The following is a 15,207-nucleotide window of genomic DNA, read 5'->3' on the forward strand; positions in this document are numbered from 1 at the left end:
ATAACTGGTACGCTTAATCAAAGTTCAACTATTACTAACGTAGTCGAGTAAACGGTACTTTTGATGAAGATCGGTTATGCACGGGTGAGCACTCGGGATCAGAACGCCGACCTCCAGGTCGATGCCCTGAAACAGGCCGGGTGCGAACGCATCTATCAAGACATCGCCAGCGGCGCGAAAAGCGCCCGGCCGGAGTTGGACAAGTTGCTAGCCCATGTTCGAGCGGGCGACACCGTGGTGATCTGGAAGCTGGATCGCCTCGGGCGCTCCCTCAAACACCTGGTCGAGCTGGTCGGCGAGCTGGCAGAGCGCAAGGTCGGCTTGCAGAGCCTGAATGACCCAATCGACACCACCCACGCCCAAGGTCGCTTGGTGTTCAACCTGTTTGCCTCGCTGGCCGAGTTCGAGCGCGAGCTGATCCGCGAGCGGACTCAGGCGGGTTTGTCGGCCGCGCGGGCGCGGGGCCGGATCGGTGGCCGTCCCAAGGGCCTCCCAGCCAAGGCCGAGGCCACCTCCATGGCGGCCGAGACGCTGTACCGCGAGGGCCGCCTGAGCGTCAGCGCCATCGGCGAGAAGTTACACATCTCCAAGAGCACGCTGTACAGCTACCTGCGCCATCGTGGTGTTGAGATCGGCGCACACCAGAAGAGCGCCCAGCCGCGAGGTCAGCAACGCAATGTCGCGTCGCCGGCAGAGCCCGCCGCCGAGCAGGTGGCCACCGTCACGCTGCGCCTGGCGGTGGTGAACAACAGCAAGTTCGTTCGCGGCCGGAAACGGGCCAAGGAAAATATCGAGCGCTACTGCTTGGAGCCCTACAGTATGAAACGGCTGGAGTCGGGCAACTACGAACTGGCCATTCCGTATCGGAGCGACGATGAGCTGGACAAGACCGTGCATGACTTGCTGACCGAGATCAGCCAGGAAGCCGACATGCGCAACTGCTTTATCGAAGCCGATGCCTGGGAAGAAGGCTCTGAACGGCGCTGGTAGGGCTTAAGTGCACTTTCTGTTCCATTGCTCCCCAAACCCCATCATACAACTCTGCAAAATCATGAGCGCAAACCCGAATAGGACGAGGTAACGGTTTTCTGGGATCAATCTGACTAATAGCAGCCAAGACTAGGCGATGTTCATTGAGAGTTAATCTATAGCTTGCTGCGATCAGGCTATTGGACTTTGTGACCTTATGGCACTTATGCATAAGTGCCTCCTCGCTGAGTCATTCGCTCGGACTTCCGAGGTCGACCAGGCTTTCGTTTTGCGACAGGCCCAGCAGAGTCAATTAAGTCGAGTTGAACAACATGCAGCTGCAGCCAACTCTCAACATCCGCACGACGCCACAATAGTCTGCCTGCACCAGGAATGCGGCAAACAGGAGGCAAGCGCGAGGGATTCTTTGAATGCTGGTTTTTGATGGTGCCGGTAGACCGGCCTAGGATCTCAGCGAGATCAGTAACGGTGAGAAGCTTTTCGAGCGACATGATTCATCCTCGCCCGACCAGAAGGTCAGGTTTGGATGGGTCCACGGCAGCGCTGGTGATTGAGCAAGTGGAACTGCTGCTTCAGTTCCAGGATGCGATCATCCAGACGCGGGGTTGTACCCACAGTCGCCCACGCTTTCCTCCGCACCGCGCCGATTATTTTCCGGCCCCATCAATGCCGGTAGCTTGGTGTCAATCAGGCGATTACCCCCGAGAGAGGGCATCCTTTCTTCCGTGACAGTCTCGTCCGCTTACTACTGCCACGGTGCCGGGCCGAGGGACCCTGCTAACCTTCATCGGCTGCCACACCATTAACAGATAGTGGGGGGCCTCAGGCCAGGGCATTTCTCGTACCTCGCCGGCGCGTTCGTATTCAGACTAATCATTGGCAGTCATCCGCGCAACCACCATGGCACACTTTTGTCACACTGAAGCTGTGAATAATGATGATTCAGCGTGATCGACGATTATCGAGAGCGCCGACGCAGCCCAGGGAAATAAAGGGATTTAACGCTTACAGGCTGTACTTTAAGGCCCCGGCATGACGCCAGGCTTTGCAGTTGCACTGCAAAGGCCCGACGGGGAAGGTTTCGCGGATCAGCTGGGGAGGCGTGGGTTGCATCGGGGTTCCTGCGGGTGGGTGGTGGTTTCTGGCAGGTGCAAAGGGTGAGCCCAAGGGGCGGCGTCATTCAAGCCCTGCCGCCGTGTTCATCGCGCCTGCGCAGCCCCGGCGCCCTGGCCCGGCAGCAGGTGTGCGCCGGGCGGGTTCGTTACCAGCGCAGCAGGTAGGGGCCGACGATAGCGCCGAACAGGGCGGGCAGCAGCATGCCGGACAGGTACCAGACGCCCCAGAACGGTACCTCCATTTCCGGGCAGTGCAGGCAGTAGGCCAGGGTTGCGGTGGAGCCGGCAAGCAGGCCGCCGCCTGCGCCTGCCAGGCGCAGACGGGTCGGGGCCAGGCCACGCAAGGCCCAGAACACCGAGATAAAACCCGGCACGGAAAGCATCGCGATGTTGAATGGGCATTCTTTCCAGCTTATGCCCAGCAGCATGGGCATGCGTGCCTCGGTCGGTGCTTGCCACAGGGCCGCTATCGCGGCCAGCCACACAACGATGATGGGCAGACACAGCGACGCCCAGGCCGCACCGCCTTCGACACCCGGCCGAGCCAGGCGCGTGGAAAGCCACAACGAGCCCAGGGCGAGACTCCCGGGCAAGGCGAGCTTGGCCCAGAACACCGGTGTGCGCGCCACTTCGGCCAGGTCTGGCCGCACCCCGAAATACAACGCCATCAGCACAACTGCCGCGACACCGCCGACGAGCAGTGCCAGGGCGAAACGCTTGGCCATGGCCAGCCTGTCCATTGCAGGCTCACCCGCAGCAAGCATGGAAATCAGGTCATCCGTTTTCATGGCTCTGTTTACCTCTGATCACCATCGCCAGCGCTTTCAGGCCGCGATGGATACCTACCTTGACCGCAGAACTGGAAAGACCGGTCAGTTGAGCCGTTTCCTCTACCGAACGGCCTTCCAGTTTCACATGAATGATGGGCAGACGCTGACGCTCGGGCAGGTGCTGTAACAGCTTGCCCAGATCACGCCGGGCCTCCGCCGGGCGGCTATCCTCCACCTCGAACATGTCTTCGTCCAGCGAATCGGACAGCGCATCGCGGCGGGCGAACGCACGGAAGTGATCGGCCAGCTTGTAGCGGGCGATCGCCTGCACCCACACGGTCAGCGGCTGTTCGGCGCGATAGGTGTGCCTTGCGTTGTGCACGGCCAGCAGTACCTCTTGCAACAGGTCCTCGACCTCTCCCGGGCGCTGCGCCAGGCGTCGGCGAAGGAAACCGCGCAGGTGCGAACTGAGCGCGGTGAGGAATTCGCGGTATGCGGCCTCGTCGCCAGCCAACCCACCCAGAAGCAATGACTGCAGGCGCTCTTCGCGCGTGGCCATGACCTCATAGCTTGTAGTTCGCTCCATTGGCCGCCTTAGTTACACCGCAGGTGGATATTTTTCATTGAGCCCAGACTGCATCATATCGGCCGCAACGCCAAAGGTTTCAATCGGCGCAGGTGCACCGAAAGAAATCTCAACATTTTTCTGCCGCGCTGTAACCGTATCGACTGCTACGACGAATTACCTGTCGGACCGTCACACCGAGCTGACGGCCATCCAGTCCATTACGGAGATATGCCATGAAAAGCATCGCCCTCGCTACCGCCGCACTCGCCCTCGCCTCCATTGCATCCACCGCCATGGCCGACAACCAGGCCACGCCAAGCGTGGAAAAATGCTACGGCGTGTCCCTGGCCGGCAAGAACGACTGCGCCGCCGGTGCCGGCACCAGTTGCGCCGGCACCTCCAAGGTCGACTACCAGGGCAATGCCTGGAAGAACGTCCCGGCAGGCACCTGCACCTCGATCAAGACCCCCAAGGGCATGGGTTCGCTCACGCCGATCAAGTCCTGACCCACGGGGTTGCCGACCACGCCCGCACGGCACCGATGCGTGGCGTGGCCGGCGCACCGCTTTAGCACCGCCTGCCCGTCACCACGCTGCGCCCATGCAGGCCGCAGCCCGGCGGGATGCAAGCACCAACGTTGTGTATTCCCTGACGCCTTGCCGATACGACAGGCAACGCGCCAGGCCGTTTCAACGATCAGGGAGCGTTCAGCATGTTCGCCGTAGTGGGTCGGTTCTTCGGTAAGTCAGTCCATGGCAAATTGACCCTGGGCTTTGGCGCGGTGCTACTGCTATCGATCACGCTGTCCGGGATCGCCCTGCGCAGCATCAATCAATTGACCGACCGCAGCGAAGCGCTGGTCGAGAGTGCCTCTCTCGCCACCCTGATCGCGGCGGTTCGCCTCAAGGAAAACGAATTCGACCGCAATGGCCAGAGCAGTGCTGCCCAGGCCTACACCCGCGAGGTCGAGAAGCTGGGTGCGCGGGTGAATGAAATCCGCGCCAGCCTGGGCCCCGAGGCCAGCGAAACCCTGGATCACATCAGCGCCGTGGCGGGAGACTACGAACAAGCATTCGACAAGCTGGTAACGGCACGCCACCAGGCGACAAGCGCAGAAAAGGCCATGCTCCCCGCCATCGAGGCCATCGAGCAGCACTTCGGCAATGTCCGCCAGGCACTGTTTGACCTGCTGCCGGGCGGCGACCCGCAGAGCATCGAGCGGGCGCGCATGATCGTTGAGCTCGAAACCATCATTTCCCGGCTGCGCGAGCAGGTCCAGAGCTACATCGCCCGCCCCACAGCCGAAGGCGAACAGCGGGTGGCCCAGACCGCCGACAGCATACGCAATCGCGGCAATGAACTGTGGGAGCGGCTACCCAACGACACCCTGCAGGCGCAACTGGTGGAAGGGTTGCGGGCCGTGCTGGCCTACCAGGACCGGGTAAAGGAGTTGCAAAGCAGCGTGAGCCAGAGCGAATCGGTGAAGCAGACCCTGCTCGCACACTCCGAGGAGCTGCAACGACTCGCCACGATCGCCTACCAGCAACAGGTGCAGGGGCGCGATACCGATGTGCGCTCCGCCCATGGCGAACTGCTGGTGGCCCAGGCACTGGCATTGCTGCTGGGCCTCGGCGCCGCCTGGCTGATCACCCGGCAGATCGTGCCGCAACTGCATCGGGCCCTGGCCCTGGCACGGCACATCGCCGCCGGGGACCTCACCGGCAACCTGGACCATCGCCTGCACGATGAACTGGGTCAGTTGATGGATGCCATGCGGGAAATGGCGCGTCATCTCAGGCAGATCATAGGCCATATCGGTGCGAGCACCGAACGCCTGACGGTATCGGCGACCGACCTGTCGGGCGTGGCGACCCGCAGCAGTGCCGGGCTCAGCGACCAGCGCCACCAGACCGAACAGGTGGCGACGGCCATGGGCGAAATGGTCGCCAGCGCCCGGCATGTGGCCGAGGACGCGCGCCAGGCCTCACAGTTGGCGATCACCACCGAAGCCCGCAGCGTCGAGGGCGACCGGGTCATCAGAGAAGCGGTCGAGCAATTCGAAGCCCTGGCCAGCAATGTGCAGGTGTGCAACCAGGCCATGGCCCGCCTGCGCCATGATGGCGAGCGCATCAGTGGTGTACTCAACGTGATTCGTGACGTCGCCGACAAGACCAACCTGCTGGCGCTCAATGCCGCAATCGAAGCCGCCCGCGCCGGTGAATCGGGGCGCGGGTTCGCCGTGGTCGCCGATGAAGTGCGGGCGCTGGCGCAGCGCACCCAGAGTTCCACGCGGGAAATCGAAGCGCTGGTCCATGCCCTGCACACCGGCACCCAGGAAGCCACCACGCTGATGGAGCGCAGCGAAAGCATGAGCCACACCAGCGTGCAGCTTGCGCACAGCGCCGGGCATGTACTCGAGGAAATCCGTGAGTCGGTGGCGTCGATCCAGGCGGCCAACCAACAGATCGTCGTCGCCGCAGACCGGCAGACACAGCTTTCCGAGCATATCAACGAAAACATCACCACCGTGCGCAGCATCACCGAAAACTCGACCAAGGCGGGTGCTCGCATCGCCTCGGCCAGCCAGGAGCTCTCCAGCCTGGGCGCAGAACTGAACGAGCTGATACGGCACTTCACGTTCTAGGCATTCGACTGAAACCATACGGCCCGACCAAGGAACGCCTATGAACATTCTCCACTTGCTGGGCAAGCGCCCCGCGCGCCCTGTCATCGACGAAGCCTTGCTGTCCAGCCTGCTGACGCTGGCCTGGGTCGTGGAAGCCCGCGATCCCTACACCGGCGGCCATCTCTGGCGCGTTGCCCAATACTGTGCGCTGCTGGCCGAAAAAAGCGGCTTCGCACCAGCGGAGGTGGCGCGCCTTGCCCTGGGTGGTTTCGTTCACGACCTGGGCAAGGTCGGCATCCCGGATGCCATATTGAGAAAGCCCGGCCCGCTGAACGATGACGAATACGCGGTGATCCGCACGCACCCGGAAATCGGCCGGCGCATGCTCGAAACCCATCCGATAGCCGCGCTGGTGATGGATGCCGTGGCCTCGCACCACGAAACCCCAGACGGCAGCGGTTATCCCCACGGGCTCGGCGCAGCGGATATTTCCACGATGGCCGCCATTACCGGTATCTGTGACGCCTTCGACGCCATGACCAGCTCCCGCGCCTACCGCCCGGGCATGCCGCTGGACAGGGCGCTGGGCATCATCGGTCAGAACCTCGGCACGCAGTTCAATACGCACTATGGCCGCCTGTTCATCGAACTGGGGCACGAGGGCCTGCTCGACGCCGTAATGGGGCATACCGACGCGGGCATTCCCCTGCGTCGCTGCGCGATGTGCGGCCCTACCGTGGTCCTACAGCAGGCTCACGTCGAGGGCGATCATGTCTTCTGCCCTTCGTGCGCCAGCGGCTACGAGTTGGTTCGCCCCACCCCGGACGCTGCCCTGGCACTGCGTGCAACCGGGCAAACCGGCAGCGCGGACGACCTTGCGCCCCAACCCGATACCGACCTGCTCGCCCGCCTGGCCCGGCAATTCAGCCCGGCCCGTGGCCCGGCCTGAGCCGACAGCCCCTACCAGCGCAACACACAACGCCCCAGCAACGCCCCCAATGCGGTGGGCAGGGCCATGCCCAGCACATACCAGACGCCCCAGAACGGCACGGTCATTTCCGGGCAGTGCAGGCAATAGACCAGGGTGGCCAGCGTACCGGCCAATGCACCGGCACCCGCCCCGGCCAGGGGCAGCCGGGTGGGCGCCAGGCCGCGCAGCGCCCAGGAAAAGGCAACGATACCGGGGAGCGAGAGCAGCAGGATCTTGAACGGGCAACCCTTCCAGGTTCTACCCAGGGTCAATGGCAAGCGGGCGGCCAGCGGTGCCTCCAGCAGGGTATAGGCACTGGCCAACCACAGCACCAGCAACGGTATGCACAGCATGACCCAGGCGCCGCCGACCCGCCCGCCCGGACACGCGGTGCGCCGCGTCAGGTACAGCGCCCCCGGCAGCAACGCGACCGGCAACGCCAGCTTGGCGTAGAAAAGCGGCAAGCGAGCCACCTGCGCCAGATCGGGACGTACCCCGAACAGCAGGGTCATCAGCAACGCGGCCCCCAGGACACTGACCACCAGCGCCAGGGCAAAGCGCTTGCCGAACAGGTGCTTGTCGACCGCCGGCACACCGGTCGCCAGCAGGGTAATCAGCTCGTCAGTCCTCATCGTCCAACTACCTCTGCTACCCGATGCCAAGCGGGCCTTGGCACCAGCGGGCGCCCGGCCATCGAAGCCATGTGCGGCCGAGCGCGGTGCCGTTGGCACCGGCCAGGCCCTGTGGAGGTAGTTCGCTGCCAAGGGGGTAACGGTTACAGCCTGGGTGAATTTTCCCGCGCTGTAGCACCAGGTGGTTGCGCCCCCGGGGCATGGGCAGGCGTCAAGGCGGCGAGCGTGAGCACGTCGAAGGAAATATTCGATGTGCTGTAACCAAGTGCGCCGCCAGAGCGAATTACTGGTCGGACCGTCACGTTGCGCTGGCGGCCATTGAGCCTCTCACGGAGATACACCATGAAAAGCTTCGCCCTCGCTACCGCCGCACTCGCCCTCGCCTCCATTGCATCCACCGCCATGGCCGACAACCAGGCCACGCCAAGCGTGGAAAAATGCTACGGCGTCTCCCTGGCCGGCAAGAACGACTGCGCCGCCGGTGCCGGCACCAGCTGCGCCGGCACCTCCAAGGTCGACTACCAGGGCAATGCCTGGAAGAACGTCCCGGCAGGCACCTGCACCTCGATCAAGACCCCCAAGGGCATGGGCTCGCTCACGCCGATCAAGTCCTGAGCGCAGGCGCCGCCGATCATGCACGCTCCTATGCCACTGGGTGCCGGCCTTGGTTTGAAGGCCGAGCACTACGACGCCGCCCGGGACTGCAGCGCAGCCGGGCTGTGGTTTGAGGTCCACCCAGAGAACTACATGGTTGGCGGTGCTCGCCTGGCCCACCTGGAAGCGGTGGGCGAACGGCATCCGCTGTCGCTGCACGGGGTCTCCCTGTCCCTGGCGGCGGACGCCGCCCCCGACCCGACGCACCTCCAGCGCCTGCGCAGGCTGGCAGACCACGTGCGACCGGCGCTGGTATCCGAACACCTCGCCTGGTCCACCTGGCGCAATCACTATTACCCGGACCTGTTGCCATTCCCGCGCAGCCACGAGGCCCTGGTACGCATCGCAGACAACATACAGCGTACCCAGGATGCCCTGGGGCGCAGCATTGCCATCGAAAATCCCAGCCATTACCTGCACCTGGACGGCCACGACTGGGATGAAATCGACTTTCTCACCGAGCTGACGCAGCGCACTGGTTGCGCCCTGCTGCTCGACATCAACAACGTGCACGTCAGCGCGCACAACATCGATTTTGATCCGGCCGCCTACATCGATCGCTTCCCGGGCCAGGCCGTCGCGGAGATTCATCTGGCGGGGCACAGCCATGACGCCGGCGGTGCGTTGCTCATCGACTCCCACGACGCCCCGGTCGCTGACCCGGTCTGGGCCCTGTATCAGCGCTTGATCCAGCGCATCGGCCCGCGCCCGACGCTGATCGAGCGCGATGACAACGTACCCGCGTTCACGGCATTGCTCGGCGAACGCGCGCACGCCCAGGCCATGCTCGACCGACTGGGAGCGACGCAATGATCAGACGTCTCGAACACTTCCAGGACGCCTTCATCGAGGCCTTGCAGGTACGTGCCGCCCCGGAACTGTCCGCCCTCACCGCGCAACCCGGCTTTCAGGTGTACCGCAATACCGTACTCAAGGGCTGCGTCGAGGCGCTGTGTGACAACTTCCCCAGCGTCGAACGCCTGGTCGGCCGTGACTGGCTGCGCGCGGCGGCGGTCGTTCATGCCAACGCCTGCGCACCAAGCGATGCCCGCCTGATCTTCTACGGGGCGGACTTTCCCGCGTTTCTCGCGGCCTTCGAGCCGGCCCGGGAGCTGCCCTACCTGGGCCCGGTGGCCCAACTCGACTACCTGTGGATAGAGGCCTTCTGTGCCGTGCAGGAGCCCGCGCTGGAACTTGCCAGCCTGGCCGGCGTGTCGCCCGAGGCACTGGCAACCTGTCACCTGCGCCCGCGCGCCAGCGCACGCTGGCGGTGGTTCGACGAGCAACCGATCTACAGCCTCTGGCGCTGCAACCGCGAAGGGGTGGACCTGCCTGACAACCTGCCCTGGCAGGGCGAAGGCGCTTTGCTGGTGGGCCATTGCGATGGCGTCACCTGGCACGCGCTCGAACCCGCTGGCTGCGTGTTTCTGGACGCCTGCGCTGCCGGACACGATCTGGAGCGGGCCTCGGCCCTGGCCTTGCAGCGGCAAGGCGACCTGGACTTTACCGACCTGCTCAGCCGCTTGCTGGGTGCCCGCGTGTTCTCTCCCCTTGTTCTTGCATGAAGGAAATAGCCATGGATATCACCCAGCCGTCGTCCAACAACAGCCGCGCCACAGTGCGTCAACGCTGGGACCAGGTGTGCGACCTGCTTCAGCGCCTGATCAGCGACTCGACGCTCAGCCTGGTGGCGCGCATCAGCGTTGCGGCGATCTTCTTTCTCTCGGGGCGCACCAAGGTCGAGGGGCTGTTGACCATCACCCCCGGTACCTATGAGCTGTTTCGTAGCGAATACGCCCTGCCGCTGCTGTCACCGCACCTGGCCGCCCACCTGGCGACCTATGCCGAGCATGTGTTTCCGCTGCTGCTGATCGTCGGCCTGTTCTCGCGCCTGTCTGCCCTGGCGCTGCTGGGCATGACTGCGGTCATCCAGGTATTCGTCTACCCCGATGCCTGGCCAACGCACCTGTCCTGGGCCGGATTGCTGCTGGTCATCATCGGCCGGGGCGCCGGGGCGTGGTCGCTGGACAGGCTGCTGCGCATTCGCTGAATGCGACTGGCGCAGGCAATGCTGTGCGCTTCAGGTCGTGGGCGCTCCGTGCCCCTCTACCGTTTATGAGAGAGGGGCAGGAACCGAGGCCCACGGCTGAATGCATCAAGGCTATTACGGCAGGTACGGCAGGCTCAGGGGCTCATTGCCCGGCCGGTACATTGCCCGCCGTCTGCCCGAAGAGGATCTTCTTGCCCGCCTCGGTCACCGTCGGGCGGCTGGAGAACGGCTCACCCCTGGCGTAGGCCCTGACCGTGGCCGGGCGCTGGGCGATGGCCTCGAACCAGCGGCGCACATGGGGGAAGTCGTCGAGGTTCTGCTGCTGGTTCTTCCACGGCACGATCCAGGGGTAGCACGCCATGTCGGCAATGCTGTACTGCTCGCCGGCAACGAAGGTGCTGTCCGCCAGGCGACGATCCAGCACGCCATAGAGGCGGTTGGTTTCGTTGACGTAGCGGTTGATCGCGTAGGGGATCTTTTCCGGTGCATAGATCCCGAAATGATGGTTCTGCCCGGCCATCGGCCCAAGCCCGCCCATTTGCCAGAACAGCCATTCCGTCACCGTCTTGCGGCCACGCAGGTCGGTGGGCAGGAACAACCCGGTTTTTTCCGCCAGGTACAGCAGGATGGCGCCGGATTCGAACACCGTCACTGCTTCCCCGCCATCGGCCGGCGCAGTGTCGATGATGGCGGGCATGCGGTTGTTCGGCGAGAACGCGAGGAAATCGGGCTTGAACTGGTCGCCCGCGCTGATATCCACCGGGTGGATGCGGTAGTCCAGGCCGGCCTCTTCCAGAAACAGGGTGATCTTGTGGCCGTTGGGTGTTGGCCAGTAGTAGAGCTCGATCATCGTTGGTGGTCCCCGTGAAGGTTCAAGTGACTGTCAAGCAGGGTCAGCGCTGGCCGTACCATGCCTTCGAGCAGTTCACGCTCCGGCCGCGTTCGGGCCAGGACGCGAACGCCCAGGAGAATGCCCAGCAGCAGGCGCGCCAGATCGTCCGCCGGCTGCGCGCAGGTAATGGCGCCGCTGTGCTGGCCGGCCAGCACGCAGCGCCGGAAAAAGGCCTCGATCTGTATCAGGACAGCAGCCACGGCGCGCTGGAAGTCGGGGTCGTCCGGTGAGGCCTCAAGGGCGGAATTCACCAGCATGCAACCCTTGTGCTGGGGGTCGTTGAGCGAGCGTTCGAGTATCTCGTCGAAGAACGCCTCGATGGCCTGGCGCGGCGGCAGGACGCCTTCGAATCGCCGCACCCGGTCGGCAAAACCCTCTTCGACGTAATGGTCCAGCGCACGGCGATACAGCGAGCGCTTGTCGCCAAAAGCGTTGTACAGGCTGGCACTGGTCAGCCCCATGCCCTGGGCCAGGTCACGCACCGAAGTGGCCTCATAGCCACGGGCCCAGAAACATTGAACGGCTGCATCGAGCACCGCCCTCTCATCGAACTCTCTTGGCCGAGCCATCCGTACTCCCATTGCCAGGCCAACACAGGTGTTGCCCTTTTTCTGTAGACGGCCCTATTCTAGATCGAACGATCTAAAACACAAGACAGGACCCCACCCGCATGATTCATTTCTACTACCACCCCACGCCCAACCCGGCCAAGGTCGCCCTGTTTCTGGAAGAAACCGGGCTGCCCTACCAGCTGGTTCCTCTCGATACCGGCAAGGGCGAACAGCACACCGCGCAGTTCCGGGCCATCAACCCCAATGGCAAGGTCCCGGCCATCGTCGACAGCGAAGGCCCCGGTGGCCGCGAGGCACGGGTGTTCGATTCGACCGCCATCCTGCTCTACCTCGGCGAAAAGACCGGGCAGCTCATGGGCGCGCCGACCGACAAACCCGAACTGCTGTCGTGGCTGATGTTCATCGCCACGGGTATCGGGCCGTTCTCCGGCCAGGCCGTGCACTTCCAGTATGCCGCGCCGGAGAGCATCCCCTATGCAATCAACCGTTACCGGCGCGAAGCCGAACGGCACTACCAGGTGCTGGATGAGCACCTCGCCGGGCGCGACTACATCGTGGGCGACAGCTACACCCTGGCGGACATCTCAGCCTGGGGCTGGATCGACCGTGCCTCGCGCGTGCTCAAGGGCGAAAGCGACCCGCTGGCCGCCTACCCCAACATCCAGCGCTGGTTCCAGGCCATCGATGCGCGCCCGGCGGCGGCCCGTGCCCGTGAAGTGGGCAAGGACCACGCCTTCAAGAAAGACCTCGACGAGCAGATGCGCCGCGCGCTGTTCCCCTCCAACTACCCGGCGTAAGCCTCACCGGGTCAGCGTGCCCAGCGCACGCTGACCCCCGGACACGATCCCCAGAGAGGTGTGGCATGCAACCCATTGAAGGCATCGTTTTTGATCTCTACGGCACGTTGTACGACGTGCACTCCGTCGTCCAGGCCTGCGAAAGCGCCTACCCGGGCCAGGGTGAGGCCATCTCCCGCCTGTGGCGACAGAAGCAGCTCGAATACACCTGGCTGAGCAGCCTCATGGGCCGCTATGCCAGCTTCGAGCAACGAACCGAAGAAGCCCTGCGCTACACCTGCAAGCACCTGGGGCTCGCCACGGATGAAACCACTCTGCGGCAGCTCGGCCAGGCCTACCTGCACCTGGCTCCCCACCCGGACACGACCGCGGCCTTGCGGCGGCTGAAAGCAAGCGGCCTGCCCATGGCCATCGCCTCCAACGGCTCGCACCACTCCATCGAGCAGGTCGTCAGCCACTCGGACATGGGCTGGGCATTCGACCACCTGATCAGTGTCGAAACGGTCAAGGTGTTCAAGCCGGACAACCGCGTCTACAGCCTGGCCGAACAAACCATGGCCATCCCCAGGGACAGGCTGCTGTTCGTCTCGTCCAACAGTTGGGATGCGACCGGCGCCCGGCACTTCGGCTTTCCGGTGTGCTGGGTCAATCGTCAGGGGGCCGTGTTCGATGAATTGGGCGCCACCCCGACCCGTGAAGTACGTGACCTGGGCGAGATGAGCGACTGGCTGCTCGATTGAAGCTGTCCGCGCGAACGGCGCCCATGGATGATGGCCGGGGCGCCGTTCGGGCCAGGGCTGCTAGTGAACAAGGCGAATGCCGTCGATGCGTACCTGTTCCCCAGGCGAGAAGGCTTGCCCCGGCGTACGGAAACGCTCGCGAGTGCCGTCATCGTTTTTCACCCTGTAGGCGTTTTCACTCAGGCCCGCCGATGCCATCGCTGCGCGGTGGGCTCAGAGGTTGTCGCTGTCGGTCAGGTAATTGACCAGGCGCCGAAGCCAGGGCGCGATCAACAGCACCACCGGAATCATCATCAGCCAGGACAACACCCAGGCCTTCGACCAGTGCCCCATGAACCGTTCCACGGGAAACAGCGGACGGCTGGCAATTGCCGAGGCAATCGCACAGGTAATGGCCGACTGCAACAACGCAAAAAGATGGTGCCCGTGGCGTTTCGATAGCTTGATCACTGTACATGCCCCCTGGTTACGGGAAGCGCGCCATGCGCCTCCGCCTCGATGCCCTCAACGCGTGAACGCCACAAAGGCGCCTGGCATGGCTGTTATCCTGCCGCGAATGCGCACAGTGGTTTTATCCGTCCGTGCAGAACATTTTACCGATTGTCCCCACTGCGCATTCTATGCGGAACGAGCCTGGAGGCAATGCGCTCGCCTGGCCGGGTCATCGCGACCACCGATGAGTCACCGCGACCACAAAAACTCCAGGTCATAACGACAACAAAAATCACAACCTACTGTTTTTAAACAACTTATATACTGGCATGGTTTGTGTTCAGCACAGTGCTCACCCACTGAATGCAAGGACAAACCATGCAGCACAACGAATTCGACAATCGCCTGGCTGTGGTCACCGGTGCCAGCTCGGGCATCGGTTACGCGTTGACGACCGGCCTGCTCCAGGCCGGGGCCAGGGTGTTGGCCATGAGCCGTCACCAGGGTGAGCTGGGGGCTTTGCAGGAACACTACGGAGAACGACTGACCTGGCTTGAAGGCGACATCAGCCGCGCCGACGACCTCGCCAGGCTGGCCCGGTATGCGCACACCCTGGGCCCGATACACTACCTGGCCCCCAATGCCGGGATCGCCCAGTTGGCCGATGGCCTGGATGCCGCAGCCTTCGAGCGGCAATGGGCCGTCAATGGCGCGGGCGCGCTCAATACCCTGGCCAGCCTGAAAGCCCACCTGGCCCGCCCAGCCTCGGTCGTGTTCACCGGCACCTTTCTCTCGCAGGCAACCTTTCCCGGCCTCGCCGCCTACATTGCCTCCAAGGCGGCCCTGAAAGCCTTTGCGCGCAACCTGGCCGTCGAGCTGGCAGCCGACGACATCCGGGTCAACATGGTATCGCCAGGGCCCACGGCAACACCGATCTGGGGCACCCTGCAACTCAGCGACGACGCGCTGGCGGCGGTGGCCAAGACAGTGGAACAGCGTTTGTTGAATGGGGCATTTCTCGAACCCGCCATGATCGCCGACGCCATGCTGCACCTGCTGTCGCTGGGCGCACGGGGCATCCACGGGCAGGACCTGATCGTCGACAACGGCTACACCCTGCGCTGACCATGGCATGCGCCGGCAGGGCATATGCCCTGCGGTGCATGTTCATCGCAGCAAGGCCGCCATCAGGCGGCCGTCAGGCGCACTCAGGCAAACTGGCTGAACGACATATTGTCGTCCACATTATTGCCGGTACTGGCTGTGGTCGGACCACCCACCAGTTGGCCGCCCCAGGGATTGCTCTTCGGTTCGCCCTCATTGATGGCGACCTGCGAACGCTCCTTGATGGGGGAACCGCAGAATTCGGAAAAAATCGTACGCTAAGCTAACGGTGTTC

General features: G+C 63.7%; 19 protein-coding genes and 1 pseudogene. 12 read left to right on the forward strand and 8 right to left on the reverse strand.

Annotation, left to right across the window (positions count from 1 at the left end):
* Positions 1 to 63: 63 nt before the first annotated feature.
* On the forward strand, positions 64 to 990 hold the full coding sequence (locus BJQ17_RS13765) for a recombinase family protein (RefSeq protein ID WP_004574516.1): 927 nt from the start codon (positions 64 to 66) through the stop codon (positions 988 to 990).
* Here BJQ17_RS13765 and BJQ17_RS30015 read toward each other — a convergent pair.
* The 4 genes from BJQ17_RS30015 to BJQ17_RS13775 all read right to left on the reverse strand — a co-directional run bounded on the left by BJQ17_RS30015 (position 944) and on the right by BJQ17_RS13775 (position 3,461).
* Positions 944 to 1,201 (reverse strand): replication initiation protein, encoded by a 258-nt coding sequence (locus BJQ17_RS30015; RefSeq protein ID WP_079392336.1) that lies wholly within the window; start codon positions 1,199 to 1,201, stop codon positions 944 to 946. The genes BJQ17_RS13765 and BJQ17_RS30015 overlap by 47 nt on opposite strands.
* Positions 1,194 to 1,481 (reverse strand): AlpA family transcriptional regulator, encoded by a 288-nt coding sequence (locus BJQ17_RS32545; RefSeq protein ID WP_073656513.1) that lies wholly within the window; start codon positions 1,479 to 1,481, stop codon positions 1,194 to 1,196. The genes BJQ17_RS30015 and BJQ17_RS32545 overlap by 8 nt, the downstream gene beginning before the upstream one ends.
* Positions 1,482 to 2,251: 770 nt before the next feature.
* Complete coding sequence (locus BJQ17_RS13770; protein ID WP_021703084.1) at positions 2,252 to 2,893, reverse strand: DUF1109 domain-containing protein; 642 nt, start codon at positions 2,891 to 2,893, stop codon at positions 2,252 to 2,254.
* Positions 2,880 to 3,461 (reverse strand): sigma-70 family RNA polymerase sigma factor, encoded by a 582-nt coding sequence (locus BJQ17_RS13775; RefSeq protein WP_034011917.1) that lies wholly within the window; start codon positions 3,459 to 3,461, stop codon positions 2,880 to 2,882. The genes BJQ17_RS13770 and BJQ17_RS13775 overlap by 14 nt, the downstream gene beginning before the upstream one ends.
* 215 nt (positions 3,462 to 3,676) lie before the next feature.
* Here BJQ17_RS13775 and BJQ17_RS13780 point away from each other — a divergent pair, with 215 nt between their 5' ends.
* From BJQ17_RS13780 to BJQ17_RS13790, 4 genes and pseudogenes are all read left to right on the forward strand, one after another.
* Positions 3,677 to 3,949 (forward strand): DUF2282 domain-containing protein, encoded by a 273-nt coding sequence (locus tag BJQ17_RS13780; protein ID WP_021703082.1) that lies wholly within the window; start codon positions 3,677 to 3,679, stop codon positions 3,947 to 3,949.
* A gap of 206 nt (positions 3,950 to 4,155) precedes the next feature.
* Positions 4,156 to 5,232 (forward strand): annotated as a pseudogene (locus tag BJQ17_RS32550) (methyl-accepting chemotaxis protein); the annotation flags it as partial.
* 141 nt (positions 5,233 to 5,373) lie between these two features.
* Positions 5,374 to 6,087, forward strand: a complete 714-nt coding sequence (locus BJQ17_RS32555) for a methyl-accepting chemotaxis protein (protein ID WP_370453135.1) — start codon at positions 5,374 to 5,376, stop codon at positions 6,085 to 6,087.
* A 40-nt stretch (positions 6,088 to 6,127) separates the two neighbouring features.
* The gene (locus tag BJQ17_RS13790; RefSeq protein ID WP_021703080.1) at positions 6,128 to 7,018 is read left to right on the forward strand and encodes an HD-GYP domain-containing protein; all 891 of its coding nucleotides are present in this window, start codon (positions 6,128 to 6,130) and stop codon (positions 7,016 to 7,018) included.
* An 11-nt stretch (positions 7,019 to 7,029) separates the two neighbouring features.
* Here the strand turns inward: BJQ17_RS13790 and BJQ17_RS13795 are convergent, their stop codons facing one another.
* Positions 7,030 to 7,671 (reverse strand): DUF1109 domain-containing protein, encoded by a 642-nt coding sequence (locus tag BJQ17_RS13795; RefSeq protein WP_021703079.1) that lies wholly within the window; start codon positions 7,669 to 7,671, stop codon positions 7,030 to 7,032.
* A 342-nt stretch (positions 7,672 to 8,013) separates the two neighbouring features.
* Between BJQ17_RS13795 and BJQ17_RS13800 the strand changes: the two genes are divergently transcribed.
* The 4 genes from BJQ17_RS13800 to BJQ17_RS13815 are packed head-to-tail and all read left to right on the forward strand — an operon-like array spanning position 8,014 to position 10,375.
* The gene (locus BJQ17_RS13800; protein ID WP_021703078.1) at positions 8,014 to 8,286 is read left to right on the forward strand and encodes a DUF2282 domain-containing protein; all 273 of its coding nucleotides are present in this window, start codon (positions 8,014 to 8,016) and stop codon (positions 8,284 to 8,286) included.
* A gap of 18 nt (positions 8,287 to 8,304) precedes the next feature.
* Complete coding sequence (locus BJQ17_RS13805) at positions 8,305 to 9,138, forward strand: DUF692 domain-containing protein (RefSeq protein WP_021703077.1); 834 nt, start codon at positions 8,305 to 8,307, stop codon at positions 9,136 to 9,138.
* The gene (locus BJQ17_RS13810; protein WP_021703076.1) at positions 9,135 to 9,890 is read left to right on the forward strand and encodes a DNA-binding domain-containing protein; all 756 of its coding nucleotides are present in this window, start codon (positions 9,135 to 9,137) and stop codon (positions 9,888 to 9,890) included. Before BJQ17_RS13805 ends, BJQ17_RS13810 begins: the two co-directional genes overlap by 4 nt.
* A gap of 11 nt (positions 9,891 to 9,901) precedes the next feature.
* Positions 9,902 to 10,375, forward strand: coding sequence for a DoxX family protein (locus BJQ17_RS13815; protein WP_021703075.1), 474 nt, complete (start codon positions 9,902 to 9,904; stop codon positions 10,373 to 10,375).
* 142 nt (positions 10,376 to 10,517) lie between these two features.
* On the opposite strand, the gene BJQ17_RS13820 is transcribed toward BJQ17_RS13815, so the two are convergent.
* Together BJQ17_RS13820 and BJQ17_RS13825 are read right to left on the reverse strand one after the other, a co-directional pair.
* Positions 10,518 to 11,225 carry a glutathione binding-like protein gene (locus BJQ17_RS13820; RefSeq protein ID WP_021703074.1) on the reverse strand — a complete coding sequence of 236 codons (708 nt, stop codon included), beginning with the start codon at positions 11,223 to 11,225 and terminating at the stop codon, positions 10,518 to 10,520.
* Positions 11,222 to 11,836: a TetR/AcrR family transcriptional regulator gene (locus BJQ17_RS13825; RefSeq protein ID WP_021703073.1), complete on the reverse strand. Its 615-nt coding sequence runs from the start codon at positions 11,834 to 11,836 to the stop codon at positions 11,222 to 11,224. The genes BJQ17_RS13820 and BJQ17_RS13825 overlap by 4 nt, the downstream gene beginning before the upstream one ends.
* A gap of 101 nt (positions 11,837 to 11,937) precedes the next feature.
* Here BJQ17_RS13825 and BJQ17_RS13830 point away from each other — a divergent pair, with 101 nt between their 5' ends.
* Together BJQ17_RS13830 and BJQ17_RS13835 are read left to right on the forward strand one after the other, a co-directional pair.
* Positions 11,938 to 12,636, forward strand: coding sequence for a glutathione S-transferase family protein (locus tag BJQ17_RS13830; protein ID WP_021703072.1), 699 nt, complete (start codon positions 11,938 to 11,940; stop codon positions 12,634 to 12,636).
* A 65-nt stretch (positions 12,637 to 12,701) separates the two neighbouring features.
* Positions 12,702 to 13,376, forward strand: a complete 675-nt coding sequence (locus tag BJQ17_RS13835) for a haloacid dehalogenase type II (RefSeq protein WP_021703071.1) — start codon at positions 12,702 to 12,704, stop codon at positions 13,374 to 13,376.
* 213 nt (positions 13,377 to 13,589) lie between these two features.
* Here the strand turns inward: BJQ17_RS13835 and BJQ17_RS13840 are convergent, their stop codons facing one another.
* Entirely contained in the window at positions 13,590 to 13,826 is a 237-nt protein-coding gene (locus BJQ17_RS13840; RefSeq protein WP_021703070.1) for a DUF2798 domain-containing protein, read from the reverse strand.
* A gap of 360 nt (positions 13,827 to 14,186) precedes the next feature.
* Between BJQ17_RS13840 and BJQ17_RS13845 the strand changes: the two genes are divergently transcribed.
* Positions 14,187 to 14,933, forward strand: coding sequence for an SDR family NAD(P)-dependent oxidoreductase (locus tag BJQ17_RS13845; RefSeq protein ID WP_021703069.1), 747 nt, complete (start codon positions 14,187 to 14,189; stop codon positions 14,931 to 14,933).
* Positions 14,934 to 15,207 lie beyond the last annotated feature (274 nt).

Source organism: Pseudomonas sp. NBRC 111139, assembly GCF_001753955.1.
GTDB lineage: Bacteria > Pseudomonadota > Gammaproteobacteria > Pseudomonadales > Pseudomonadaceae > Aquipseudomonas > Aquipseudomonas alloputida.

Excerpts from the sequence above, each read along its gene's own strand:
- BJQ17_RS32555 (WP_370453135.1), top strand. The coding sequence starts at position 5,374 with ATGGGCGAAATGGTCGCCAGCGCCCGGCATGTGGCCGAGGACGCGCGC.
- BJQ17_RS13795 (WP_021703079.1), bottom strand. The coding sequence starts at position 7,671 with ATGAGGACTGACGAGCTGATTACCCTGCTGGCGACCGGTGTGCCGGCG.
- BJQ17_RS13805 (WP_021703077.1), top strand. The coding sequence starts at position 8,305 with ATGCACGCTCCTATGCCACTGGGTGCCGGCCTTGGTTTGAAGGCCGAG.
- BJQ17_RS32545 (WP_073656513.1), bottom strand. The coding sequence starts at position 1,481 with ATGTCGCTCGAAAAGCTTCTCACCGTTACTGATCTCGCTGAGATCCTA.
- BJQ17_RS13835 (WP_021703071.1), top strand. The coding sequence starts at position 12,702 with ATGCAACCCATTGAAGGCATCGTTTTTGATCTCTACGGCACGTTGTAC.
- BJQ17_RS13815 (WP_021703075.1), top strand. The coding sequence starts at position 9,902 with ATGGATATCACCCAGCCGTCGTCCAACAACAGCCGCGCCACAGTGCGT.
- BJQ17_RS13830 (WP_021703072.1), top strand. The coding sequence starts at position 11,938 with ATGATTCATTTCTACTACCACCCCACGCCCAACCCGGCCAAGGTCGCC.
- BJQ17_RS13810 (WP_021703076.1), top strand. The coding sequence starts at position 9,135 with ATGATCAGACGTCTCGAACACTTCCAGGACGCCTTCATCGAGGCCTTG.
- BJQ17_RS13790 (WP_021703080.1), top strand. The coding sequence starts at position 6,128 with ATGAACATTCTCCACTTGCTGGGCAAGCGCCCCGCGCGCCCTGTCATC.
- BJQ17_RS13775 (WP_034011917.1), bottom strand. The coding sequence starts at position 3,461 with ATGGAGCGAACTACAAGCTATGAGGTCATGGCCACGCGCGAAGAGCGC.
- BJQ17_RS30015 (WP_079392336.1), bottom strand. The coding sequence starts at position 1,201 with ATGCATAAGTGCCATAAGGTCACAAAGTCCAATAGCCTGATCGCAGCA.
- BJQ17_RS13820 (WP_021703074.1), bottom strand. The coding sequence starts at position 11,225 with ATGATCGAGCTCTACTACTGGCCAACACCCAACGGCCACAAGATCACC.
- BJQ17_RS13765 (WP_004574516.1), top strand. The coding sequence starts at position 64 with ATGAAGATCGGTTATGCACGGGTGAGCACTCGGGATCAGAACGCCGAC.
- BJQ17_RS13770 (WP_021703084.1), bottom strand. The coding sequence starts at position 2,893 with ATGAAAACGGATGACCTGATTTCCATGCTTGCTGCGGGTGAGCCTGCA.
- BJQ17_RS13825 (WP_021703073.1), bottom strand. The coding sequence starts at position 11,836 with ATGGCTCGGCCAAGAGAGTTCGATGAGAGGGCGGTGCTCGATGCAGCC.
- BJQ17_RS13845 (WP_021703069.1), top strand. The coding sequence starts at position 14,187 with ATGCAGCACAACGAATTCGACAATCGCCTGGCTGTGGTCACCGGTGCC.
- BJQ17_RS13780 (WP_021703082.1), top strand. The coding sequence starts at position 3,677 with ATGAAAAGCATCGCCCTCGCTACCGCCGCACTCGCCCTCGCCTCCATT.
- BJQ17_RS13800 (WP_021703078.1), top strand. The coding sequence starts at position 8,014 with ATGAAAAGCTTCGCCCTCGCTACCGCCGCACTCGCCCTCGCCTCCATT.